Origin of the sequence: Hydrogenophaga sp. T2 (assembly GCF_049843535.1) — a bacterium.
Taxonomy (GTDB): Bacteria; Pseudomonadota; Gammaproteobacteria; order Burkholderiales; family Burkholderiaceae_C; genus Hydrogenophaga; species Hydrogenophaga crocea.
In genome coordinates, this window is the sequence record NZ_JBBHZJ010000004.1 from 48,892 (window position 1) to 69,556 (window position 20,665).

Sequence of the window (20,665 nt, forward strand, 5' to 3'; positions counted from 1 at the left end):
GATGGCCGACAAGCTCAATTGCATGACCGAGGAAGATTTCGCCCTCCTCGCGAATGCCACCCCTGGCACCGTTGAGGCGTGGCGCAAGCGCGGCACGGGGCCTGCCTACATCCGGCTCGGCCGGCGCTACCTGTATCCGAACAAGGCCGTGGCCAAGCACCTCGAGGCCCTGACGCGCGAGCGCGCCGAAGTGCCCGGGAAGGCGGTGCTGTGATGGCCGCCGAATTCGCCGAGGCGCTGACGAATAAGCGCCTGTCGACCCTCAAGGCTCAGATGGCATTGCGGGGCTTTCAGGTGCACGACACCATCGCCGGGGGCTGGCTGGTGGCTCGCTGGAACCTCAGCCGCTATTGCGCGACCTTGGATGACCTGGCCGCCTTCGCCAAACAGGTGGGGGCCGCGCAGTGAGCAGCACCACGCGCACCCCTGACGCGCAGAGCCTCACCCCCGAGCAGATGCGCGCCGAGGCCCAGGCCTGGTACGAGCGCCAGCTCGCCATCCTGGAGAAAGCCCACGGCGCGCGGTGGCCGGAACACCGCGCCTGGCTCGAGGCGTACCTCAAGCAGTCGCTACGCGAGCGCCTGATCGCCCGCGGCTGGAGGTACAAGAAGTGAGCAGCACCCTCGAAGTCTTCGACGAGCTGGCCCCCGGGCCCAAGGCGCGGCGCTCGCGCAAGCGGATCGAAGCCATGCCACCCGAGGCCACCCTGCCGCCTGACCATGCCGGCATCAACCTGGGCGACTTCTATGCCCACATGCCGAGCCATCAGTACCTGTTCGTTCCCACCCGCGAACTGTGGCCCGCCACCAGTGTGAACGGGCGGCTGCCTGCGATTCCCGCGGGCCCCAAAAAGAAGATCCGCCCCTCGGATTGGCTCGACCGCAACCGTCCGATCGAGCAAATGACCTGGCACCCAGGGGAAGACATGCTGATCACCGACCGGGTGATGCAGGTGTCCGGCTGGGCCCCGCACGCAGGTGCCACGGTGTTCAACCTGTACCGCCCGCCTGTGGAGATCGAAGGATTCGCCAACCTCGCACAGCCATGGATTGACCACCTCTACCGGGTGTATCCGGCCGAGGCCTGGCACATCGAGCGGTGGCTCGCGCACCGGGTTCAGTTCCCTGGCGACAAAGTGAACCACGCGCTGGTTCTTGGGGGCACCCAGGGTATCGGCAAGGACACCATCCTCGAGCCCATCAAGGCCGGCGTGGGCCCGTGGAACTGGCAGGACATTTCCCCGGCCCAGATGCTGGGGCGCTTCAACGGCTGGGCCAAGGCCGTGGTTTTGCGCATCAGCGAGGCGCGCGACCTGGGCGACGTCGACCGCTTCGCCTTCTACGACCACTCCAAGACCTACATCGCGGCGCCGCCCGACGTGATTCGCGTCGACGAGAAGCACCTGCGCGAGCACTACGTGGTCAACACGATGGGCGTGGTCATCACCACGAACCACAAGACGGACGGCCTCTACCTGCCCGCGGATGATCGCCGGCACTTCGTGGCCTGGAGCGAGGCGCGGCGCGAGGACTTCAGCGCCGACTACTGGACCCGACTCTATGGGTGGTATGCAAGCAGTGACGGACTGCCCAATGGCGGCATCGGCCACGTGATCGCCTACCTGCGCCAGCTCGACCTCAGCGGATTCGACCCCAAGGCCCCGCCACCCAAGACCGCGGCATTCTGGGCCGTGGTGCAGGCTGGCGAATCCCCCGAGTCGGGAGAGCTGCGCGACGTGATCGACCAGCTCGGTAACCCCGACGCACTGACCCTGCAGCACTTGATCGACAGCGCAGAGTCGCTGCGCATGCTCAGCCTGGCCGATGAACTCAAGGACCGCAGGAACCGCCGCGCCCTACCCCATCGTCTCGAACGGGTGGGCTATGTGCCGGTGCGCAACCCCGACGCCGACGACGGCCTGTTCAAGGTCGCAGGCAGGCGCCAGGCCATCTATGCACGTCGATCGCTTCCGGTCGCCGAGCAGGTTCGGGCAGCGCGCAAGGTCAGCTGAGTAGGTGTAGTCAGTGATCTTCCATTGCACCCACACATTTCCTCGCGTGCACACGCTTTGCTGTCCATATCTGGATGGCTGGAATCTGTGTGAGCGCAATGGAAAACCACTGACCTCACCGACCACACCGACCAGGGGCGGGGCCGGGGCGATCTCGGCGACCGCCTGGTCAGTACCGATCCGTTCCGCCTCCACCGCTACGCATAACCAAAAAAGGTGGGACTCAGTTCCAGCTTTTCCCCACACGGGCTCACCGACTGCGCTGGGCGGGCGCCTCGATCTCTGGGGTTGGTCGACCGGGACCGACCGGTTAGCACAGCAACCACAAATCCGTAGTTTCAGAGCCAAAAAGGTGGGGGCGGCCTTCGATCTCTGGAAGGCAGGGAAATCGAAACCACTCAGCTCCGCACGCACAGAACGAATCCCCCTTTAGAACTCAATCAAATCAGCAAATCCCCCGCGAGCCCAGTGCGCGCGCGGCTTCCAGCCCCAAACAGGGCAATTTGAATATTCAGCAAATCAAGAGGACAAGACCATGAAGACCATCGAGCAAGCCATCAAGACCATCACCGACTTCACCCGCAGCCAGATGGACGGGCAACAAGTGCCGCCGGCAGAGTCCGCCGAGATGCAGGAGCTGAGCACGGCCATCAGGGCGCTGCTCACCGGCTCGACCAGCGACCAGGAGCTGCTGGCCACCCACATGCTGGGCCTGGTGATCGACCGTGTGCGCGGCGCGCTGGGCATGCAGGGTGCACTGCACAACCTCACGCAAGGGGGCCCGCTGTGAGCTGGCTGATGGTTTTGGTGAGAAAGGCGAAGGAGCCCCGCGCGGTGCGCCTGGCGCGCAAGAAGCGCAGGCTGCAGAAGCTGTGCCGGGAATGCGGCCTGTCGCGTTCGAAGGCGACACAGATCGCGTCGCGCTACTTCAACGAGGTTGCACGTTGAACGACGAGCCTTCACAATTCACGACATCGTTCGACGGTGGGATGCCGTCGGACGCCCCTCAAGCCGGTGGCGGGTCCATAGGCGCGAAGGAAACGGACGTGTCATCGGGACACGCGGTTTGCTCTCGCGACGATCATGGACTGACAGAGCCGGGAACCCCCGACCCTTCTCCCCCCAAGACCGAACGCGAGTTCGAACGAGCTTTGCGCATGCTGGGCTACAGCAAGCGCCAGGCGAGGGAGATCGCGGCTCGCGGGTTCAAGGCTCTGGCGCAAGCCGAGCATGCCGACGACACGGACAGCACCGAAGCGCTCATTGAGCGAATCAACCGACTGTTAGACGAAAGGCAATCATGAACTCCATTCCCCGCCCCCTGCTCTGGGGCTTCCTGGCGCTACTCGCCACCGCGGCCTGCATGGCGATCGCAGGCCATCCCATCATCGCGCCCGAAGTGCTCGCCGGCCTCGGCATGCTGCCCCTGGCCGCCGGCACTGTCGGCAGCATCGAGGATGCTCTGGCCGAGATCGCGAGCAACGTCGAGAACTTCAAGAAGCGCCACAGCGATGAAGTCGAAGGGCTGCGCCGCGAGCTCGAGCAGATGAAGACGCGATCGGCACGCCCGGGCGCATACCACACGACCGGCGAAGCCCCGGACAACCTGGACCGCAGGGCCATGGAAGCCGGCTACCGTGCGCTCCTGGCTGGCGACAAGACCAAGGCCAATCTGCACTTCATCGAGGCCAAGGCCATGAGCTCGGGCTCGAACCCGGACGGTGGCTACCTGGTCGACACCATGTTCTCGCGCGTCTTCAACCGCGTGATGCTGGAGATCTCGCCGCTGCGCCGCCTGGCCCGCGTGATCCCGCTCGACGAAGGGACCGACACCTTCGAGGAGGTGATCGACCGCGAGCAGGCCGAAGCGGTGTGGATCGGCGAAACCTCGGCCCGCCCCGAGACCACCACGCCGAAGCTCAACCTGTTCAGCTGCCCGGTGCACGAGATCTATGCGATGCCCAAGGTGTCGCAGAAGACCGTCGACCTCTCGGGCTTCAACGTCATGGACTGGTTCGCCACCAAGATCGGCGAATCGTTCGGAGCGAAGGAATCGGCAGCGTTCCACGCGGGTGACGGTGTGTCCAAGCCGCGCGGCATCCTGAGCTACCCGACCTCCGCGGCGGGCGACGCCACCCGCATCTGGGGCCAGGTGCAGCACATCGTGACTGGGCAGGCCTCGGCCCTGGGCACGACGCACGACTTCCTGATCGACGTCACCACCTCGCTCAAGCCCCAGTACCGCAATGGCGCGGTGTGGCTCATGAACCGCACCACGGCCGGCACGCTGCGCAAGTACAAGGACCTCGAGGGCCGCTACATCTGGACCGAGTCCCTGATCGCTGGCCAGCCTTCCACGCTGCTCGGCTACCCGGTGGAGATCGACGAGGACATGCCCGACGTGTCGGCGAACGCCTTCCCCATCGCCTTCGGCAACTTCCAGCGGGCCTACACCATGGTGGAGAAGCCCGGCATCAAGTACCTGCCCGACCCGTACACCGCCAAGCCGCATGTGCTGCTCTACAGCTACCGCCGTGTCGGTGGCGCCGTGAGTAACACCGAAGCGTTCAAGCTGGTGCGCGTCTCCGTCTGATCGAAGAAAGGAAGCGAGCCATGAAAGACCTCATGAACAAGATCGACGTGAAGCGCGTGATCTCCCCCGCCTCCGTCGCCGACAACACGCCGCAGGTCGGCCAGGTTGTCGACCTGCAGGGCTTCAACAGCCTGACCTACGTGATCGCCACCGGCTCGATCGCCGATGCCGACGCCACCTTCACGGTGCTGCTCGAGGAGTCGGATGCCGCCGGCTCGGGCTTCACCGCGGTGGCGGACGACAACCTGATCGGCACGGAGGCGCTCGCGGGCTTCCAGTTCGACGACGACAACGAGTGCCGCAAGCTGGGCTACAGGGGTGACAAGCGCTACACGCGGCTCACCGTGACGCCCGTGGGCAACGCGTCCGCCGCGCTGCTGGCGGCCGTGGCGATCCTGTCGCACCCCGCCATGGGGCCCACGGCGAACCCGCCGGCCTGACGAGAGGGGCCTTCGGGCCCCTTTCACCTTTCTGAAAGGATCACCCCATGCCATTGGCAACTCTCTCCATCGACCTGGTCGCCAAGGTCGCGAGCTTCGAGAAAGACCTGAAGCGCGTGGCCGACTCGGCCGAGCAGCAGTCCAACCGGATGGCGCAGGCCTTCGGGATCGCGAAGGGCGGCCTCGCGGCGCTGGCGGCCGGCTTTTCAGTCGGAGCAATCGCGGGCTTTGTGCGCGACGCCAACAACGCGATTGACGCCCTGAACGACGTGGCCGACGCCACTGGCGCGAGCATCGAAAGCATCAGCGCGCTGGAGAACGTCGCTCGCAACACCGGGGCGAACCTCGACACCGTGTCGGGCGTGCTGGTGAAGTTCAACCAGGTGCTGAACGACACCAACCCGAACAGCGGTGCGGCGCAGACGCTTCGGGCGATCGGCCTGAGTGCCGAGGAACTGCGGCGCATTGACCCTGCCGAGGCCCTGCAGCGCACGGCGCGCGCGCTCGCTGGGTTCGCCGATGACGGAAACAAGGCTCGCGCGGTTCAGGAGTTGTTTGGCAAGTCGGTTCGCGAGGCTGCGCCGTTCCTGAAAGACCTGGCCGAAGCGGGCAAGCTGAACGCGACCATCACGTCACAGCAGGCTGAAGAGGCCGACCGCTTCAACAAGGAGCTGTTCAAGCTGCAGAAGAACGGCGAGGACTTCGCCCGGGTGGTGAGCATCGACATCGTGACGGCCATCAACGCCGCCGCCAAGGCCTATCGCGAGTCGGGTTTGTTTGCGGCAGGTGGTGTGCTGCTGTTCGGTGACGACGACTTCAAGAACAGCAAGCGGCTGGTCGAGCTGACCGACGACCTCCTGCGCGCAGAAAACGATCTCGCCGCGGCTCGGTCCGGTGGCTCGGCGCTGGACTCGGCCCGAGCGCGCCAAGCGCAGGAACGCGTGAACTCGATCAAGAAAGAGATCGACGCCATCATGCGGCTGCGCAACGTGTCGAACCCGAACAACCAAAGCGAGGCGGAGACGGCCAGGCTCATGCGGCGGCAGAGCGTGGTGATTCCGCCGAGCGCTCGGGCTCCGCAGGCATCAACACCGGCGCGTGATACCCCGTTCAACGGCCTGACCTACGACGACAAGATCACCCAGCGCGCCGGCGAATTGCTCCAAGAAAGCGACGTCAACAGGGCGAGGGAGTACGCGGACACCCTTCGCAAGCTCGACGAGCTGTATTTCTCTGCAGGCATCAGCCAGGAAGACTACGACTCGGCGATGAAGAAGCTGATCGGCAGCACTGGCGCGGCGGCTGACAAGACCTCCGAGTTCATCAAGTACCAGGAGCGCCTGGAGGCCTTGTTGCGTGACAGCGAGGTCGACGAGCAGCGCAAGGACATGGAAGCCCTGGCCAGGGCGTTGAGCGAGAACACGATCAACGAATCCGAGTACCTGGAAGCCGTGACCCGCCGCCTCAACCTGGTGGGAGAGAAGACCAAAGAAGCGAAGGGCTTCGCCGAAGAGTTCGGATTGGCGTTCAGCAGCGCCTTCGAGGATGCGATCGTCAAGGGCGAGAGCTTGAGCAAGGTGATCGAGGGCTTGGGGCAGGACATCCTGCGAATCGCTCTGCGCAAGTCTGTGACCGAACCCCTCGGCAATGCCGTCTCTGGCTTCTTCAAGAACCTTTTCAGCTTCGATGGTGGCGGTTACACGGGGAGTGGACCGCGCACTGGCGGCATGGACGGTAAGGGCGGTTTCCTGGCCATGGTGCACCCGAACGAATCCATCATCGACCACACCAAGGGCGGGGGCCAGTCGGTGGTGGTGCACCAGCATTTCACCATCGGCGACGTGGCGTCGGTCTCCATGGTTCGGCAAGCGGTGGCCGGCTCTGAGGCGCGCATCGCGTCGAGCCTGAACCGCAGCATGAAGTACGGGGGTGTGCCGGGGTAGGAGGCAACAAAAAGCCCGCGCGGGACTGGCCGGGGTCTACACTAAGTACCTGACCGACCCGGGGAACACCGACCCGGCTAACAAGCAGGCAGAGGATGCCGCTCGGCAGGAACCAGTCGGCCTGTGGGGAGATGCAGAGCCGATCGCGCCGTGGCAGTGGCGAAAGATGCAGAGGAGCAATGCATGAAGATGACAAGAGAGTGCCAAGACGCGCAGGGGGCCGTCTACGACCTGTCGGCCGGGTGATGCCGGCACCATGAGGGACATATCTCGAACTGAAGCAGAGGCCCTGCTTTCACAACGCCACGTCTGCGAGGACATGCCCGATTGGCAGACAGAGAGGATTCAGCCGTACCTGCAGCGCTGTGCATGTGGCTTGGTCCGGGAAGACGGAACACGATCCGGGCTTTTCGTCGAGCTGTCGTTTGCCGTTCCGCCTAAGACGAATCTGATCGAGTTCAAGTTTTCGGTGTTCCGCAAACGAGGGGCCTCGACCGAGCGTGTGTATCAGATGCACCTGAACAAGGTCGCCAGAAAACCGAAGAGCTGGCACGACTTTGCGCACGAACACATAGGAGACGAGCGAGAGTATGGAACCCCAGACTGGCTGGCGTGGTCGTTCCACGACGCGCTTGACTATTTCTGTCAGCGGACGAACATACAGTTCTTGCCTCCTCTGGAAGATCCTTCCGAGTTCAGGCTCAAACCATGATCTGCGACAAACTCACCAACCTGCTGGGCTATGACTGCCTACCGCTTTCGGACAGCGGTCAGGTCGCGCTCGTGCATACCCCTTTCAAGTTTGAGGATGGCGCTTCGCTGCCGGTGTTTATCGAGTTTGTGAATGGTCAAGTCAGGTTCTTCGATGACGGCGCAACATTGAGGCACTTCATGGGCCGGGGCGTCAAGATCGAGAACAGGAAGCACACCGCCTTCCTGACCAACATTGCCAACGCGCACCAAGCCGTTTTCAGCGAAAGCGGCGAGATTGAGACATGGGCCAGCATGGAGTCTGCCCCCGTGGCGTTCTCTCGGTTTTTGTCCTCAATGCTGGCGATTGCGGCCTGGGAGAAGGGGCAGGAAGGTGAGGACACCGATACCTCAATCTTTGTGCAGGAAGTCGCCATAGCACTCCGGGCCTGGAAGCCCACTGCCGATCTGACGTTTGAGCCCCCTTTCGAAGGCATCACGAAGAAGTCGTACAAACTCGACTTTCTGCTCGACGGCCGGCCTGTGGTCGCGGTTGGCTCACACCAGAACAGCGTTTCGAGCCTGCTGCACAAACTGGTGGACATTCACAACCTACCGGAGAATCGGGGGTTTGACCCGCTGGTGGTCATTGACGACAGGAGAGACCCGGAGGCCGCAGACAAGGAATCCAAGGTGCTCCAATCCTTGGCAACTGTCATGCCCTTCAGTTCGCTTGAGAGGCAATCGCGGGTCGAACACTGACCCCACCCTCCCCCACCGAGCCCGCCGCGAGCGGGCTTCTTCATGTCTGAGAGTGCACATGCAATGCACATGGCGCCTCTGAGACCCGCGCCGTTGTTGAATTCTCGCAACGATCCATCATCGGCGCGACGGACAGGCGCCAGGGGGACGGCGAGGCGGGCAAAGACATGGCCGGATTATCCCAGCCGGGGGCCTCAGCAGCGCGCGATCAGCCGCGCCGGGTTCACCAGCACCTTCACCACGCCCGGCGGCAGGCTTTCCTTCACCGCGAAAGCGGCGTCGGCCGTGTCGCGCAGCACCGGCTCGCCCAGCGGCATGCCGTGCCTGCCCACGAGCGAAAACACCTTGGGCGTGTTGGCCTTCTCGCCGCGGCGCATCACCACGCCCATCTCGTCGTTGACCAGCCGCACGAAGCTGCCCGGCGGGTAGAAGCCCACGCACTTCACGAAGTGCGCGCCCAGCGGGTCGAGGCCACGCTGCGCGCCCATGTAGAGCTCGCGCGCCACCTGCTGCGAGAGCTGCGCGCCGCGGCTCTTGCGCGGGCTGATGCAGGCCACGTAGACGTCGGCCATCTGCAGCAGGCGGTGGGTGATGCGGTCGATGCGCTGGCCTGTGGGGTAGCCGGTGCCATCGGGGCGTTCGTGGTGCTGGGCCACCAGGCGCAGCCATTCGGCGTCGCTCGCGCCGGCCTCGCGCAGCAGGGTCACGCCGCGCTGCGGGTGTTCGCGCACCGTCTTGCGCTGCGGCGACGTGAGCGGGCCGGCCTGGCGCGCCATTTCGTCGTGCTCACGGGTCATGCCCACGTTCATGGTGAGCGCGGCCAGGATCACGGCGCGCCGCTGCGTGTCGTCGAGCCCGGCCAGCGGCGCCACCAGCGCGCACAGGCAGGCCGAGAGCAAGGCATGGGTGGCGCTGTAGGTCACGGCCGGGTCGAACAGCATCTGCACCAGCACCAGCAGGCTGTTGTCGGGCTGCTCCTGCCACAGCAGCTCGCCGCTGGCCTGCACCTTGTGCAGGCGCTCGAGAAAGTGGTGGGCGTTCGGCCCCTGCAGCAGCAGGGTCGAAAGCGACGCGTGCAGATCGGCCCAGGCCTCGGTCACGGGCCGGTCCTCGCGCGCAGACGGCGCCTCGGCCGACACGCCCATCACGTTCACCTGGGCGATGCGGCTCAGCGAGACGTTGCTGCGCACCATGCGGTCCAGCGCGGTGGTGTAGCCGTAGCTGGCGCTTTGCCAGTCGCTTGCGAGCACGAGCGGCCCGTGGAGCATCAGCGTGCTGCGGTGCTGCTCCGAGGTGATGGTCTCGCCCTTGCGAAGCAACAACACGCCCTTGGGGTCCCAGATGTTCACGGGAACGGGCTGGTTGAGCGCGATCGAGTCGAGGGGCAATGGCCGGTACATACCGGCACTGTAGGCAGGAGGGCGCAGGCCAAACGCCGGAATACCGGCACCAAAAGGCCGCAAAACGCAGCGAAACCGGGCCGCAACGGGCGGGCTGGAACCGTCGAGAGCCGTCGGCCACCCAAACCGGTCCTGTTCAAGCCGCCGCCCATGCCCGCGCCCCGCCCCGTCCCGCCCGTGCCCGTGTCCTGGCTCTTGCAGGGCATCGGCCCGCATGGCGAGGACATCGCCGCGGTGGCGCAGGACGACGTCGCCACCTGGGCCATCACCTTCCACGACGCCTCCCAGGTCGTGCTGAACTGGTTTGACGCCCCGTCCAGGCTCGAACTGCTCACGGTGGTCTGCCCCCTCGAACCCCAGACCCCCAACGGCGTGCTCGAAACCCTGCTCGGTTTCAGCCTGTTCGGTCGCGACAACGGCGGCGCACGCATGGCCCTGGACCCGCAGGACCGCGTCCTGTACCTGGTGCGGGATCTGCCGGTCGACGGCCTGGGCCTGAGCGATCTGCGCGATGCGCTGCGCTCGCTGGTCGGGCTGGCCGAGCACTGGCACACCTGCCTGGCGGCGTTGCCCCCACATCCCGGCTCAGCCCCCACCACGCCTCCCACCAACCCCAAGCACCCCCCCGCATGAGACCCCTTTCCAGCCTTCAAGTCCTGCACCGCAGCCCGCCTGCGTTCTCCGCCTTCCGCGGTCTGCCCACGCCCAGGCTCTCGGCGGCCCCGTCCTTCAAGATCGTCTTCACACGCGATGGCCTGGCTTCGATGCCACCGCCGTTGTCGTTCGTGCTCGCGCAGCTGGCCGTGCAACGCTTGATTCAAGAGCTGCTCGCGCCGCCTTTCCCCATCGACCTGCTGATGTCCACAGCGCCTGAGCCGCGCTTCAGCCGGAAAGAACCGCGCCTCGACTTCCGTCCCCCGGTGCACCATCGCCCGCACCGAACGTCAAGCACCGGCCCGCAGCAGCCATCCAGACCCGGCTTCATGCCGTCCCCCAGCGAGCCACCGGCGGCAGAGGTTCCACCGCCGTCCCATGCCGTTGGCCTGGAGAATGGCGAAGTCCCGGCGCACCTGCGCCAGTACGTGGCCGGCTATGAACCGCAGCCCGCACCGACGCGCACGGTCGCCGATGCCGATGCGGAACTGGCCGCCACTGCCCTGGTTCAGCCGACCCCCTCCATCGATTACGCCGCCTACGCCCGGCTGCTGGACAGCACGCCCAAAGCGCCCGAAGCGCCCGAAGGCGACGCCGATCACGCCACCCCCCTTTGACCCCCGCACACCCGGTCCACCCTCGGCCGGAACCCGTGCCAACAAAAACGGCGGCCCACAAGGCCGCCGTTTTTGTTGGGAAGCTGCGCAGGGGGTTCAGCCCATGTGCAGGCCGCCGTTCACCGAGAAGTCGGCGCCGGTGGAATAACCGGCCTCGTCGCCCGCGAGCCAGGCGATGATGGACGCGATCTCGCTCGGCTCGCCCAGGCGCTTCACGGGCACCGTGGCCACGATCTTGTCGAGCACGTCGGTGCGGATGGCCTTGACCATGTCGGTGCCGATGTAGCCCGGGCTCACGGTGTTCACCGTCACGCCCTTGTTGGCCAGCTCCTGCGCCAGCGCCATGGTGAAGCCGTGCATGCCGGCCTTGGCCGCCGAGTAGTTGGTCTGGCCGGCCTGGCCTTTTTCGCCGTTGACCGAGCTGATGTTGATGATGCGGCCCCAGCCCTTTTCCACCATGTCGGGCACGACCTGCTTGGTCACGTTGAACATGGAGTTGAGGTTGGTGCTGATCACCGCGTCCCAGTCCTCGCGCGTCATCTTGAGGAACATGCGGTCGCGCGTGATGCCCGCGTTGTTCACGAGCACGTCGATGGAACCGTGTTCGGCCTTGGCCTTGCCGAAGGCGGCCACGGTCGAATCCCATTCGGCCACGTTGCCCACCGAGGCATAGAACGTGTAGCCCAGCGCCTTCTGTTCGTCGAGCCACTTCTGGTAATCGCGCGTCGGGCCGCAGCCCGCGATGACCTTGAAGCCCTCCTTGTGCAGGCGCTGGCAGATGGCGGTGCCGATGCCGCCCATGCCGCCGGTGACGTATGCAACCTTCTGACCCATGATGACCTTTCCAGTCTTGTTTAGGAAAACGAACCCATGCTAGCCGTGGGCTCAGCGCTCCACAGCAAGGGAAACCCCCATGCCGCCGCCGATGCACAACGCGGCCAGGCCGCGTTTGGCGTCGCGGCGCTGCATTTCGTGCAGCAGGGTCACGAGCACGCGGCAACCCGACGCACCGATCGGGTGCCCGATGGCGATGGCGCCGCCGTTCACGTTCACGCGCGCCGGGTCGATGTCGAGCGCCTTGTTGACCGCGCAGGCCTGGGCGGCGAAGGCTTCGTTGAGCTCGAACAGGTCCACATCGGCGGCCTTCCAGCCCGCGCGCGCCAGCGCCTTCTTCGAGGCCGGCACCGGGCCCATGCCCATGGTGGCCGGGTCCAGGCCGCTGGTGCCGAAGGCCGCGATGCGCGCGAGCGGCTTCAGGCCCAGGGCCGCGGCCTTCTTCGCGCTCATCACCACCACGGCGGCCGCGCCGTCGTTGATGCCGCTGGCGTTGCCCGCGGTCACGGTACCGGCCTTGTCGAAGGCCGGACGCAGGCCCGCGAGCGCTTCGGCATTCGTCTTCTTGTTGATGAACTCGTCGGTGTCGAACACCAGGGCATCGCCCTTCTTCTGCGGGATGCTCACGCCCACGATCTCATCCTTGAAGCGGCCGGCCTCCTGCGCTGCCGCGGCCTTCTGCTGGCTGCCCAGGGCGAGCGCGTCCTGCATCTCGCGCGTGATGCCGTGCGCCTTGGCGACGTTCTCGGCCGTGATGCCCATGTGGTACTGGTTGTACACGTCCCACAGGCCGTCCACGATCATGGTGTCGGTCATCTTCCAGTCGCCCATGCGCTGGCCGTCGCGGCTGCCGTTGAGCACGTGGGGCGAAGCGCTCATGTTCTCCTGGCCGCCCGCGATCACGATCTCGCTGTCGCCGGCGTTGATGGCCTGGGCCGCGAGCATCACGGCCTTGAGGCCCGAGCCGCAGACCGCGTTGATGGTGAGCGCCGGCGTTTCCTTGGCCACGCCGGCTTTCATCATGGCCTGACGCGCGGGGTTCTGGCCCACGCCGGCCGCGAGCACCTGGCCCATGATCACTTCGCCGATGGCGTCGTTGGGCAGGCCGGTGCGCTCGAGCAGCGCCTTGATCACCGTGGCGCCGAGCTCGGTGGCCGGGGTCTTGGCCAGGGTGCCGCCGAACTTGCCGACGGCGGTGCGGGCGGCGGCGACGATGACGATGTCTTCCATGGGGTTCTCCGTTGGTCTGCGATGGTGAGAAAACTCAGGCCCGGGCCTTCACGTAGCGGCCCGGGGCGGGTTCGATGGCGGCGTAGGCCTTGCCGCGGCCATAGGCCCTGGGCGCGGCGATCTGCTTGCCGGCCTGGGGCTTGAGCCACGCAGACCAGTCGGTCCACCAGCTGCCCGGGTGCTCGGTGGCGTTGGCGATCCAGTCTTTCACGTCCTTGGGGAACTGGGTGCCGCTGCTGGTCCAGTGGCTGCGCTTGCCCTTGCTCGCGGGGTTGATCACGCCCGCGATGTGGCCCGAGGCGCCCATGACGAAGCGCTTCTTGCCCGGGAAAATCTGCGTGGCACCGTAGGCGCCGCCGATGGGCACGATGTGGTCTTCGCGCGAGCCGTAGATGTAGACCGGCAGCTTGACCCGACGGAAATCGATCTTCTGTCCGCACACCGTGACCGCGCCGGGTTTGACGAGGTCGTTCTGCAGGTACATGTGGCGCAGGTACCAGGCGTAGTACGGCCCGGGCAGGTTGGTGCTGTCGGAGTTCCAGTACAGCAGGTCGAAGGGCGGCGGCGTTTCGCCCTTGAGGTAGTTGCCCACCACGTAGTTCCACACCAGGTCGTTGGGGCGCAGGAAGCTGAAGGTGGTGGCGAGGTCGCGGCCGGGCATGAGACCGCCGTTGGCGAACTGCAGCTCGCGGTACTTCACGAAGTTCTCGTCGATGAAGACGTCGAGGATGCCGGTGTCGGTGAAGTCGAGCAGCGTGGTGAGGAAGGTCGCGCTGTGCACCTTGTTCTCGCCGCGGCCCGCGAGGACGGCGAGCGCCGTGCCCAGCATGGTGCCGCCCACGCAAAAGCCCAGCGCGTTGATGTCGGCCGCGCCGCTGATGTCGCGCACGGTGTCGATGGCCTTGATGACCGCGTCCTCGATGTAGTCGTCCCAGGTCTTGTGGCCCAGCGATTCGTCGGGGTTGCGCCAGCTCACCACGAAGGTGCGGTGGCCCTGCTCCACCGCGTAGCGGATGAAGGAATTCTCGGGCTGCAGATCGAGGATGTAGAACTTGTTGATGCAGGGCGGCACGAGCAGAAAGGGCCGCTCATACACCTTGGGGGTCAACGGTTTGTATTCGATGAGCTGGAACAGCTCGTTTTCGAACACCACGGCGCCTTCGGTGGTGGCCACGTTCTTGCCCACCTCGAACACGCTCTCGTCGGTCATGGACACATGGCCCTGGCGGATGTCGTGCAGCAGGTTGGCCACGCCCTTGGCGATGCTCTCGCCCTGGGTCTCGATGGCCTTCTTCTGGGCCTCGGCGTTGAAGGCCAGGAAGTTGCTCGGCGCGCTGGCGTCGATCCACTGCTGCACGCCGAAGCGCACACGCGCGCGCGTCTTGGCGTCGCCCTGCACCGCGTCGGCCAGGGCCATGAGCGTGCGCGCATTGAGCAGGTAGACGGCCGCGGTGAACGAGGACAGCGGGTTCTGCGCCCAGGCCTCGCCGGCGAAGCGGCGGTCACCCGCGGGCGTGGGCGTGAGGCCCTGGTTCCACAGCGCCGCGGCTTCCTTGAGGTAGGTCTGCTGGATTTCGAGCAGCTGCGCCGGGTCGATGCCCACGCCCTGCCCGCCCGCTTGCTGGAACAGCTCGCCGAGCGCGGGCAAGCCCAGGGGCGAGGCGGCCTGGCCGGCCGGCATGAATGCCCGGAACGCGGCCAGCGGGTCGGCGCCCTGGGCGGGCATGGCCGCGGCGCCCGGGAAGGCCTGTGCCAGCTGTGCCCATTGCTGCACCAGGTTCTGCTGGAACTGCTGCGCGGCTTGCGCCCAGTCGGGGGTCTGGTCTGGTTTGCCCGATGCCATGCGTGTCTCCTCGGCGATTGCCGGTGGCCTACAGTTCGGCCTTTGTCTCTTGGTGGGTCGAAGTATCCCTGCGCCGCCTTTCAGGGACTTGACGCAGATCACACAGAAAGCAAGCCGTGTACCTGATCGTGATTGGTTGGATGTATGTCGTGTTGATGATGTCGGTGGCCGAAGCCATGAACACGACCGGTTCGGTGCTCGGGGCCATTGTGACCTTTTTTCTCTACGGTCTTGTGCCCGTCGCCATCATCGTTTACGTGATGCGCACGCCCCAGCGGCGGCGCGAACGCCGGGCGCAGGAGGCCGCGCAGGACGCGGCCCGCGCCGCGGCCTCAGCCCAGCCAGACGCAGGCCGCGAAACGGCCGGTGCTGCCGAGGCGGGCGGCGTCGCGCCGGTGCGAAAAGAACCGTGAGGGCTGGCCGACGGTGCACCAGCCAGGGCCACCGTCGTTGCCGTGCACCGCGGCCACGCCCGCGGCCGCGAGCCGCTGGCGCGCCAGACCGGGCAGGTTCGCCCACCATTTGCCGGCCGTCTCGTGCGGCCTGAAATGCCCCGCCGCTGCGGGATCGGCGGCCACGAAGGCCTGGCGCACCTCGTCACCCACCTCGAACGCCGTGGGCCCGATGGCCGGGCCGAGCCAGGCCAGCACCTCACCCGGGCCCACGGCCTCGCGCAGCGCGCCGGCTGTGGCTTCGAGCACCCCGCCCACCAGGCCGCGCCAGCCCGCGTGCGCGGCCGCCACCGCCCGCCCCGAGCCGTGCGCGAACAGCACCGGCAGGCAATCGGCCACCATGATGGTGGCGGCCACACCGGGCACGGTCACGAGCGCGGCGTCGGCCACGGCGCCATCGGGGGTCTCAGGTCCCAGGTGCAGCACCGCGGTGCCATGCACCTGCTGCAGGAACACCGGCCGCGCTGGCGCGGTGAGCCGGGCCAGTGCGGCGCGGTTGGCGACCACGGCGGCCGGCTCGTCGCGCACGTGGTCGCCGAGGTTGAAGCGGTCGAACGGCGCCACCGAGGCACCGCCCGCGCGCGTGGTGCACAGCGCGCGCACGCCCGCGGGCGCAGGCCAGTCGGGCGCGAAGGCGCTGCCCTCGGCCATCAGGCCTCGGCGTCGGGGCAGGCCGAGGGTTGCGCCTTCTGGAAGGCCTCGTGCTGCATGCACTGATCGAACACCGCCATGGTGCGCGTGAGGCCGCTGAAATCGGTGTTGAAGCGCTGGCCGTTGAAGATCTGCGGCACGAGGCAGCAGTCGGCCAGGGTGGGCGTGTCGCCGTGGCAGAAGCGGCCCGTGGGGCCGGCGGCAAGCTGGCGTTCGAAGGCTTCCAGGCCTTCGCGCACCCAGTGGCGGTACCAGACGTTCTTGGGCTCGTCTTCCACCTTGAGCTCGCGCGTGAGGTACTTGAGCACACGCAGGTTGTTGATCGGGTGGATCTCGCAGGCCACGATCTGCGCCAGCGCGCGCACGCGGGCTCGGCCCAGCGCATCGGCGGGCAGCAGGCGCGCACCGGGCTGGGTCTCGTCGAGGTACTCGATGATGGCCATGGACTGCGTGAGCCGCGTGCCGTCATCGAGCTCCAGCGCGGGCACCAGGCCTTCGGTCAACACCCCGGCCCAGGCCGCCTGCTTGTGTTCGCCCTTGGCGATGTGCACCGGCACGTACTCGAAGGGCAGGCCCTTGAGGTGCAGCGCGATGCGCACGCGAAACGAGGCGGAGGAGCGGAAGTAGTTGTAGAGCTTCATGGCCCCCGAGGATAAACCGCCCGGGGGCCGGTCGCGGCTTCAGGCCGTGGCGAGCGTGGGGTAGTCGGTGTAGCCCTGCGCACCGCCGCCGTAGAAGGTGTTCTTGTCGGGCGTGTTGAACGGGCCGCCGCTGCGCAGACGCGCCACCAGGTCGGGGTTGGCGATGAAGGGGCGGCCGAAGGCCACGAGGTCGGCGCCGTCGCGCAGCGACTGCTCGGCCAGCGGCAGGTCGTAGCCGTTGTTGACCATCCAGGCGCCCTGCCCGCCTGCGGCGCGCCAGGCCTGGCGCAGCGCGGCGTAGTCAAAGGGCCGGCCATCGACCTCGCGCGGGCCCCCGGTGGCGCCCTCGATCACGTGGATGTAGGCCAGGCCCAGCGGGGCGAGCTCGCGCACCACGTGCTCGAACAGCGGCTGCGGATCGGCGTCCACCACGTCGTTGGCCGGGGTCACGGGCGAGAGGCGGATGCCCGTGCGGCCGGCGCCGATCGCGCCCGTCACGGCGCGCACCACCTCGAGCAGCAGGCGCGCGCGGTTGGCGATGGAGCCGCCGTACGCATCGGTGCGCTGGTTGGCGCCGGTCTTGAGGAACTGGTCGAGCAGGTAGCCGTTGGCCGCGTGCACCTCCACGCCGTCGAAGCCGGCCTCGATCGCGGCCAGCGCCGCGCGGCGGTAGTCCTCGACGATGCCGGGCAGTTCGGACAGCTCGAGCGCGCGCGGCGTGGAGGTGTCCACGAAGCTGGGCTTGCCGTCCACGATCAGCACGGTCTTGGTCTTGGCCGCGATGGCCGACGGCGCCACGGGCGCGGCCTTGCCGGGCTGCAGCTCGGTGTGCGAGACACGGCCCACGTGCCAGAGCTGGGTCACGATGGTGCCGCCCGCGGCGTGCACCGCGTCGGTCACCTGCTTCCAGCCCGCGATCTGGTCGGCGCCGTACAAGCCGGGCACGTCGGCATAGCCCTGGCCCTGGTGGCTGATGGCGGTGGCTTCGGTGATCAGCAGGCCGGCGCTGGCGCGCTGGCGGTAGTAGGTGGCCATGAGCGGCGTGGGCACGGCGTTGGGCGCGCGGTTGCGCGTGAGCGGGGCCATCACGACGCGGTTCTTCAGGCGCAGGTCGCCGGCGGTGGTGGGCTCGAACAGGGTGGTCATCGGGTTCTCCTTGAAACGGATGCGGCCCGCCAGGGCCGCGAACCGGCGCATTGTGCGGAGCGCCTGCGGGGCACGTGCGCGCCAGCGCAATGGCCCCATCCGATGTGCGGGTGCCCACGCACCCGCTTGCAGACTTCAATCGTCGTCGTTCGCGTCCAGGCCGGGGAACAGCACCTCGGTGAAACCGAAGCGCGTGAAGTCGCGCACCCGCATCGGGTAGAGCGTGCCCCAGAGGTGGTCGCATTCGTGCTGCACCACGCGCGCATGGAAGCCCTCGGCCTCGCGGTCGATGGCCTGGCCGAAGGCGTCGAAGCCCTGGTAGCGGATGCGCCGCCAGCGCGGCACCACACCGCGCAGGCCCGGCACCGAGAGACAGCCTTCCCAGCCCTCTTCCTCCTCGTCGGACAAGGGCGTGATCACGGGATTGATCAGCACGGTGCGCGGCACGATGGGCGCCTCGGGGTAGCGCGGGTTGGGCGCGCCGCTGCCGAAGATCACCACCTGCAGATCGACACCGATCTGCGGCGCGGCCAGGCCGGCGCCGTTGGCCGCGGCCATGGTGTCGTGCAGGTCGGCCACCAGGCGGTGCAGCTCGGGCGTGTCGAAGGCCGTCACGGGCCGGGCGTGGCGCAGCAGGCGCGGGTCGCCCATCTTGAGGATGGTGTGCACGGTCATGCAGCGTCTCCAGGGGGGTGCAGCAGTGCGAGCATCGCCGCCTCGTCGATCACCGCCACGCCGAGCGCCTGCGCCTTCTCCAGCTTGCTGCCGGCCTCGGCGCCGGCCACCACGTAGTCGGTCTTCTTGCTGACCGAGCCCGCGACCTTGGCGCCCGCGGCTTCGAGCCGGGCCTTGGCGTCTTCGCGGCCCAGCGTGGGCAGGGTGCCCGTGAGCACGAAGGTCTTGCCCAGCAGCGGCTGCGGCGTGTTCTGCGCGCCCTCGCCTTCGGGCCACTGCACGCCCGCGGCGCGCAGCTGCTCCACCACCTCGCGGTTGTGCGGCTGGTCGAAGAAGGTGCGGATGCTCTGCGCCACCACCGGGCCCACGTCGTTGACCTGCAGCAGCGCGTCCACGCTCGCGTCCATGATGCGGTCGATGCCGCCGAAGTGGCGCGCGAGGTCTTTGGCCGTGGCCTCGCCCACGTGGCGGATGCCCAGGCCGAACAGGAAGCGTGGCAGCGTGGTGTGCTTGCTCTTCTCGAGCGCGTCGAGCACGTTCTGCGCCGACTTCTCGGCCATGCGTTCGAGCGCCGCGAGCGCGGTGAAGCCGAGCTTGTAGAGGTCGGGCAGGGTCTTGATGAGGCCGCTGTCCACCAGTTGCTCCACGAGCTTGTCGCCCAGGCCTTCGATGTCGAGCGCGCGCCGCTGCGCGTAGTGCAGGATGGCCTGCTTGCGCTGCGCGGCGCAGAACAGGCCGCCGGTGCAGCGGTGGTCGGCCTCGCCCTCTTCGCGCACGGCGTCGCTGCCACAGACCGGGCAATGCGTGGGCATGGTGAAGGGCGGCGGATCGCCCGCGCGCTTGTCGGCCAGCACCGAGACCACCTCGGGGATCACGTCGCCCGCGCGGCGCACCACCACGGTGTCGCCCACCCGCACGTCCTTGCGGCGCGCTTCGAGTTCGTTGTGCAGCGTGGCGTTGGTGACGGTGACGCCGCCCACGAACACCGGTGCGAGCTTGGCCACGGGCGTGAGCTTGCCGGTGCGGCCCACCTGCACGTCGATGGCCTGCACCGTGGTGAGCTGCTCTTGCGCCGGGTACTTGTGGGCCACGGCCCAGCGCGGCTCGCGCGTGACGAAGCCCAGGCGCTGCTGCAGGGCCAGCGGGTTGACCTTGTAGACCACGCCGTCGATGTCGTAGGGCAGCGCATCGCGCGCCTCGCCGATGCGGCGGTGGAAGGCCACCAGCGCCTCGGCGCCCAGGCACACCGCGGTCTGTTCGGCCACCGGAAAGCCCCAGGCCTTCAGGCGCATGAGCCAGTCGAACTGCGTGGCCGGTGGTGCGCCGTCGCCCACCACCTCGCCCCAGCCATAGGCGAAGAAGCTCAGCGGGCGTTCGCGCGCAATGCGCGAGTCGAGCTGGCGCACCGCGCCAGCCGCGGCGTTGCGCGGGTTCACGAAGGTCTTCTCGCCCTTGGCGCCGGCGGCGATCTTCTGGCGCTGGCGTTCGTTCAGGGCCTCGAAATCGTCGCGGCGCATGTAGACCTCGCCGCGCACCTCCAGCACCTCGGGCACGCCCTCGGGCAGCCTCAAGGGGATCTGGCCGATGGTGCGCACGTTGTGCGTCACGTCTTCGCCGTTCTCGCCGTCGCCGCGCGTGGCCGCGCACACCAGCACGCCGCGCTCGTAGCGCAGGCTCATGGCCAGGCCATCGAACTTGAGTTCGGCCACGTATTCGACCGGCGGGTCCGCCTCGCCCAGGCCGAGCTCGCGGCGCACACGCGCGTCGAAGGCGGCGGCGCCGCTGGCCTCGGTGTCGGTCTCGGTGCGGATGCTCAGCATGGGCACCGCGTGGCGCACCGGCGGCAGCGTCTTGAGCACCGCGCCGCCCACGCGCTGGGTGGGCGAGTCGGGCGTGAGCAGTTCGGGCTGCTCGGCCTCGATCGCCTGCAGCTCGCGGAACAGCCGGTCGTACTCGGCGTCGGGAATCTCGGGCTGGTCGAGGGTGTAGTAGAGGTGCGCGTGGCGGTGCAGTTGCGCGCGCAGCTCGGCCGCGCGCTCGGCCGGCGTGGGCGCGGCCGCGAACAGGTCTAGCGAGGTCATGA

General features: G+C 67.4%; 24 protein-coding genes. 15 read left to right on the plus strand and 9 right to left on the minus strand.

The window, feature by feature from the left end; translation table 11 throughout:
• Position 1 precedes the first annotated feature (1 nt).
• The 12 genes from WDZ95_RS10320 to WDZ95_RS10375 all read left to right on the plus strand — a co-directional run bounded on the left by WDZ95_RS10320 (position 2) and on the right by WDZ95_RS10375 (position 8,439).
• Positions 2 to 214: a helix-turn-helix domain-containing protein gene (locus WDZ95_RS10320; protein ID WP_425778133.1), complete on the plus strand. Its 213-nt coding sequence runs from the start codon at positions 2 to 4 to the stop codon at positions 212 to 214.
• Positions 214 to 408, plus strand: a complete 195-nt coding sequence (locus WDZ95_RS10325) for a hypothetical protein (protein ID WP_425778135.1) — start codon at positions 214 to 216, stop codon at positions 406 to 408. Before WDZ95_RS10320 ends, WDZ95_RS10325 begins: the two co-directional genes overlap by 1 nt.
• Positions 405 to 614 carry a hypothetical protein gene (locus WDZ95_RS10330; RefSeq protein ID WP_425778137.1) on the plus strand — a complete coding sequence of 70 codons (210 nt, stop codon included), beginning with the start codon at positions 405 to 407 and terminating at the stop codon, positions 612 to 614. The genes WDZ95_RS10325 and WDZ95_RS10330 overlap by 4 nt, the downstream gene beginning before the upstream one ends.
• A complete protein-coding gene (locus WDZ95_RS10335) occupies positions 611 to 2,011 on the plus strand; it encodes a primase-helicase family protein (RefSeq protein ID WP_425778139.1) in 1,401 nt (466 codons plus the stop codon). Before WDZ95_RS10330 ends, WDZ95_RS10335 begins: the two co-directional genes overlap by 4 nt.
• Before the next feature lie 535 nt (positions 2,012 to 2,546).
• Positions 2,547 to 2,801 carry a hypothetical protein gene (locus WDZ95_RS10340; RefSeq protein WP_425778141.1) on the plus strand — a complete coding sequence of 85 codons (255 nt, stop codon included), beginning with the start codon at positions 2,547 to 2,549 and terminating at the stop codon, positions 2,799 to 2,801.
• Complete coding sequence (locus WDZ95_RS10345; protein WP_425778142.1) at positions 2,798 to 2,959, plus strand: hypothetical protein; 162 nt, start codon at positions 2,798 to 2,800, stop codon at positions 2,957 to 2,959. Before WDZ95_RS10340 ends, WDZ95_RS10345 begins: the two co-directional genes overlap by 4 nt.
• Positions 2,956 to 3,315 (plus strand): RuvA C-terminal domain-containing protein, encoded by a 360-nt coding sequence (locus tag WDZ95_RS10350; protein ID WP_425778144.1) that lies wholly within the window; start codon positions 2,956 to 2,958, stop codon positions 3,313 to 3,315. The genes WDZ95_RS10345 and WDZ95_RS10350 overlap by 4 nt, the downstream gene beginning before the upstream one ends.
• Positions 3,312 to 4,604 carry a phage major capsid protein gene (locus WDZ95_RS10355; RefSeq protein ID WP_425778146.1) on the plus strand — a complete coding sequence of 431 codons (1,293 nt, stop codon included), beginning with the start codon at positions 3,312 to 3,314 and terminating at the stop codon, positions 4,602 to 4,604. Before WDZ95_RS10350 ends, WDZ95_RS10355 begins: the two co-directional genes overlap by 4 nt.
• 20 nt (positions 4,605 to 4,624) lie before the next feature.
• Positions 4,625 to 5,044 (plus strand): hypothetical protein, encoded by a 420-nt coding sequence (locus tag WDZ95_RS10360; RefSeq protein WP_425778148.1) that lies wholly within the window; start codon positions 4,625 to 4,627, stop codon positions 5,042 to 5,044.
• Positions 5,045 to 5,091: 47 nt separating this feature from the next.
• Positions 5,092 to 6,987: a hypothetical protein gene (locus tag WDZ95_RS10365; protein WP_425778150.1), complete on the plus strand. Its 1,896-nt coding sequence runs from the start codon at positions 5,092 to 5,094 to the stop codon at positions 6,985 to 6,987.
• Positions 6,988 to 7,306: 319 nt separating this feature from the next.
• Positions 7,307 to 7,699, plus strand: coding sequence for a hypothetical protein (locus WDZ95_RS10370; RefSeq protein WP_425778151.1), 393 nt, complete (start codon positions 7,307 to 7,309; stop codon positions 7,697 to 7,699).
• Positions 7,696 to 8,439, plus strand: a complete 744-nt coding sequence (locus tag WDZ95_RS10375) for a DUF1828 domain-containing protein (protein WP_425778153.1) — start codon at positions 7,696 to 7,698, stop codon at positions 8,437 to 8,439. The genes WDZ95_RS10370 and WDZ95_RS10375 overlap by 4 nt, the downstream gene beginning before the upstream one ends.
• A 194-nt stretch (positions 8,440 to 8,633) precedes the next feature.
• Here WDZ95_RS10375 and WDZ95_RS10380 read toward each other — a convergent pair whose 3' ends face one another.
• Positions 8,634 to 9,839 (minus strand): HD-GYP domain-containing protein, encoded by a 1,206-nt coding sequence (locus WDZ95_RS10380; RefSeq protein ID WP_425778155.1) that lies wholly within the window; start codon positions 9,837 to 9,839, stop codon positions 8,634 to 8,636.
• A gap of 150 nt (positions 9,840 to 9,989) precedes the next feature.
• Here WDZ95_RS10380 and WDZ95_RS10385 point away from each other — a divergent pair, with 150 nt between their 5' ends.
• The gene (locus WDZ95_RS10385; protein ID WP_425778157.1) at positions 9,990 to 10,472 is read left to right on the plus strand and encodes a type III secretion system chaperone; all 483 of its coding nucleotides are present in this window, start codon (positions 9,990 to 9,992) and stop codon (positions 10,470 to 10,472) included.
• Positions 10,469 to 11,110 carry a hypothetical protein gene (locus tag WDZ95_RS10390; protein WP_425778159.1) on the plus strand — a complete coding sequence of 214 codons (642 nt, stop codon included), beginning with the start codon at positions 10,469 to 10,471 and terminating at the stop codon, positions 11,108 to 11,110. Before WDZ95_RS10385 ends, WDZ95_RS10390 begins: the two co-directional genes overlap by 4 nt.
• 96 nt (positions 11,111 to 11,206) lie before the next feature.
• Here WDZ95_RS10390 and phbB read toward each other — a convergent pair whose 3' ends face one another.
• The 3 genes from phbB to WDZ95_RS10405 are packed head-to-tail and all read right to left on the minus strand — an operon-like array spanning position 11,207 to position 15,017.
• A complete protein-coding gene (gene phbB / locus WDZ95_RS10395; protein ID WP_166226334.1) occupies positions 11,207 to 11,944 on the minus strand; it encodes an acetoacetyl-CoA reductase in 738 nt (245 codons plus the stop codon).
• Positions 11,945 to 11,995: 51 nt separating this feature from the next.
• On the minus strand, positions 11,996 to 13,174 hold the full coding sequence (locus WDZ95_RS10400; RefSeq protein WP_425778161.1) for an acetyl-CoA C-acetyltransferase: 1,179 nt from the start codon (positions 13,172 to 13,174) through the stop codon (positions 11,996 to 11,998).
• 34 nt (positions 13,175 to 13,208) lie between these two features.
• Complete coding sequence (locus tag WDZ95_RS10405; RefSeq protein ID WP_425778163.1) at positions 13,209 to 15,017, minus strand: PHA/PHB synthase family protein; 1,809 nt, start codon at positions 15,015 to 15,017, stop codon at positions 13,209 to 13,211.
• Positions 15,018 to 15,133: 116 nt separating this feature from the next.
• Here WDZ95_RS10405 and WDZ95_RS10410 point away from each other — a divergent pair, with 116 nt between their 5' ends.
• Entirely contained in the window at positions 15,134 to 15,430 is a 297-nt protein-coding gene (locus tag WDZ95_RS10410) for a hypothetical protein (protein ID WP_166226328.1), read from the plus strand.
• Here WDZ95_RS10410 and pgeF read toward each other — a convergent pair.
• From pgeF to ligA, 5 genes are all read right to left on the minus strand, one after another.
• Positions 15,350 to 16,120 carry a peptidoglycan editing factor PgeF gene (pgeF, locus tag WDZ95_RS10415; RefSeq protein ID WP_425778166.1) on the minus strand — a complete coding sequence of 257 codons (771 nt, stop codon included), beginning with the start codon at positions 16,118 to 16,120 and terminating at the stop codon, positions 15,350 to 15,352. The two genes, WDZ95_RS10410 and pgeF, sit on opposite strands and share 81 nt — an antisense overlap.
• Entirely contained in the window at positions 16,120 to 16,761 is a 642-nt protein-coding gene (gene maiA / locus WDZ95_RS10420; RefSeq protein WP_425778168.1) for a maleylacetoacetate isomerase, read from the minus strand. Before maiA ends, pgeF begins: the two co-directional genes overlap by 1 nt.
• Before the next feature lie 39 nt (positions 16,762 to 16,800).
• A complete protein-coding gene (locus WDZ95_RS10425) occupies positions 16,801 to 17,907 on the minus strand; it encodes an alkene reductase (RefSeq protein ID WP_425778170.1) in 1,107 nt (368 codons plus the stop codon).
• 135 nt (positions 17,908 to 18,042) lie between these two features.
• Positions 18,043 to 18,582 carry a peptide deformylase gene (gene def / locus WDZ95_RS10430; RefSeq protein WP_425778172.1) on the minus strand — a complete coding sequence of 180 codons (540 nt, stop codon included), beginning with the start codon at positions 18,580 to 18,582 and terminating at the stop codon, positions 18,043 to 18,045.
• Positions 18,579 to 20,663 carry an NAD-dependent DNA ligase LigA gene (ligA, locus tag WDZ95_RS10435; protein ID WP_425778174.1) on the minus strand — a complete coding sequence of 695 codons (2,085 nt, stop codon included), beginning with the start codon at positions 20,661 to 20,663 and terminating at the stop codon, positions 18,579 to 18,581. The genes def and ligA overlap by 4 nt, the downstream gene beginning before the upstream one ends.
• Positions 20,664 to 20,665 lie beyond the last annotated feature (2 nt).

What these genes read in the sequence shown, in the direction of transcription:
- WDZ95_RS10325 (WP_425778135.1), top strand. Translation starts at nt 214, where the DNA reads ATGGCCGCCGAATTCGCCGAGGCGCTGACGAATAAGCGCCTGTCGACC.
- WDZ95_RS10375 (WP_425778153.1), top strand. Translation starts at nt 7,696, where the DNA reads ATGATCTGCGACAAACTCACCAACCTGCTGGGCTATGACTGCCTACCG.
- WDZ95_RS10425 (WP_425778170.1), bottom strand. Translation starts at nt 17,907, where the DNA reads ATGACCACCCTGTTCGAGCCCACCACCGCCGGCGACCTGCGCCTGAAG.
- WDZ95_RS10360 (WP_425778148.1), top strand. Translation starts at nt 4,625, where the DNA reads ATGAAAGACCTCATGAACAAGATCGACGTGAAGCGCGTGATCTCCCCC.
- WDZ95_RS10400 (WP_425778161.1), bottom strand. Translation starts at nt 13,174, where the DNA reads ATGGAAGACATCGTCATCGTCGCCGCCGCCCGCACCGCCGTCGGCAAG.
- WDZ95_RS10385 (WP_425778157.1), top strand. Translation starts at nt 9,990, where the DNA reads ATGCCCGCGCCCCGCCCCGTCCCGCCCGTGCCCGTGTCCTGGCTCTTG.
- WDZ95_RS10390 (WP_425778159.1), top strand. Translation starts at nt 10,469, where the DNA reads ATGAGACCCCTTTCCAGCCTTCAAGTCCTGCACCGCAGCCCGCCTGCG.
- WDZ95_RS10365 (WP_425778150.1), top strand. Translation starts at nt 5,092, where the DNA reads ATGCCATTGGCAACTCTCTCCATCGACCTGGTCGCCAAGGTCGCGAGC.
- WDZ95_RS10370 (WP_425778151.1), top strand. Translation starts at nt 7,307, where the DNA reads ATGCCCGATTGGCAGACAGAGAGGATTCAGCCGTACCTGCAGCGCTGT.
- WDZ95_RS10355 (WP_425778146.1), top strand. Translation starts at nt 3,312, where the DNA reads ATGAACTCCATTCCCCGCCCCCTGCTCTGGGGCTTCCTGGCGCTACTC.
- def (WP_425778172.1), bottom strand. Translation starts at nt 18,582, where the DNA reads ATGACCGTGCACACCATCCTCAAGATGGGCGACCCGCGCCTGCTGCGC.
- ligA (WP_425778174.1), bottom strand. Translation starts at nt 20,663, where the DNA reads ATGACCTCGCTAGACCTGTTCGCGGCCGCGCCCACGCCGGCCGAGCGC.
- WDZ95_RS10340 (WP_425778141.1), top strand. Translation starts at nt 2,547, where the DNA reads ATGAAGACCATCGAGCAAGCCATCAAGACCATCACCGACTTCACCCGC.
- pgeF (WP_425778166.1), bottom strand. Translation starts at nt 16,120, where the DNA reads ATGGCCGAGGGCAGCGCCTTCGCGCCCGACTGGCCTGCGCCCGCGGGC.
- WDZ95_RS10380 (WP_425778155.1), bottom strand. Translation starts at nt 9,839, where the DNA reads ATGTACCGGCCATTGCCCCTCGACTCGATCGCGCTCAACCAGCCCGTT.
- maiA (WP_425778168.1), bottom strand. Translation starts at nt 16,761, where the DNA reads ATGAAGCTCTACAACTACTTCCGCTCCTCCGCCTCGTTTCGCGTGCGC.
- WDZ95_RS10320 (WP_425778133.1), top strand. Translation starts at nt 2, where the DNA reads ATGGCCGACAAGCTCAATTGCATGACCGAGGAAGATTTCGCCCTCCTC.
- WDZ95_RS10405 (WP_425778163.1), bottom strand. Translation starts at nt 15,017, where the DNA reads ATGGCATCGGGCAAACCAGACCAGACCCCCGACTGGGCGCAAGCCGCG.
- phbB (WP_166226334.1), bottom strand. Translation starts at nt 11,944, where the DNA reads ATGGGTCAGAAGGTTGCATACGTCACCGGCGGCATGGGCGGCATCGGC.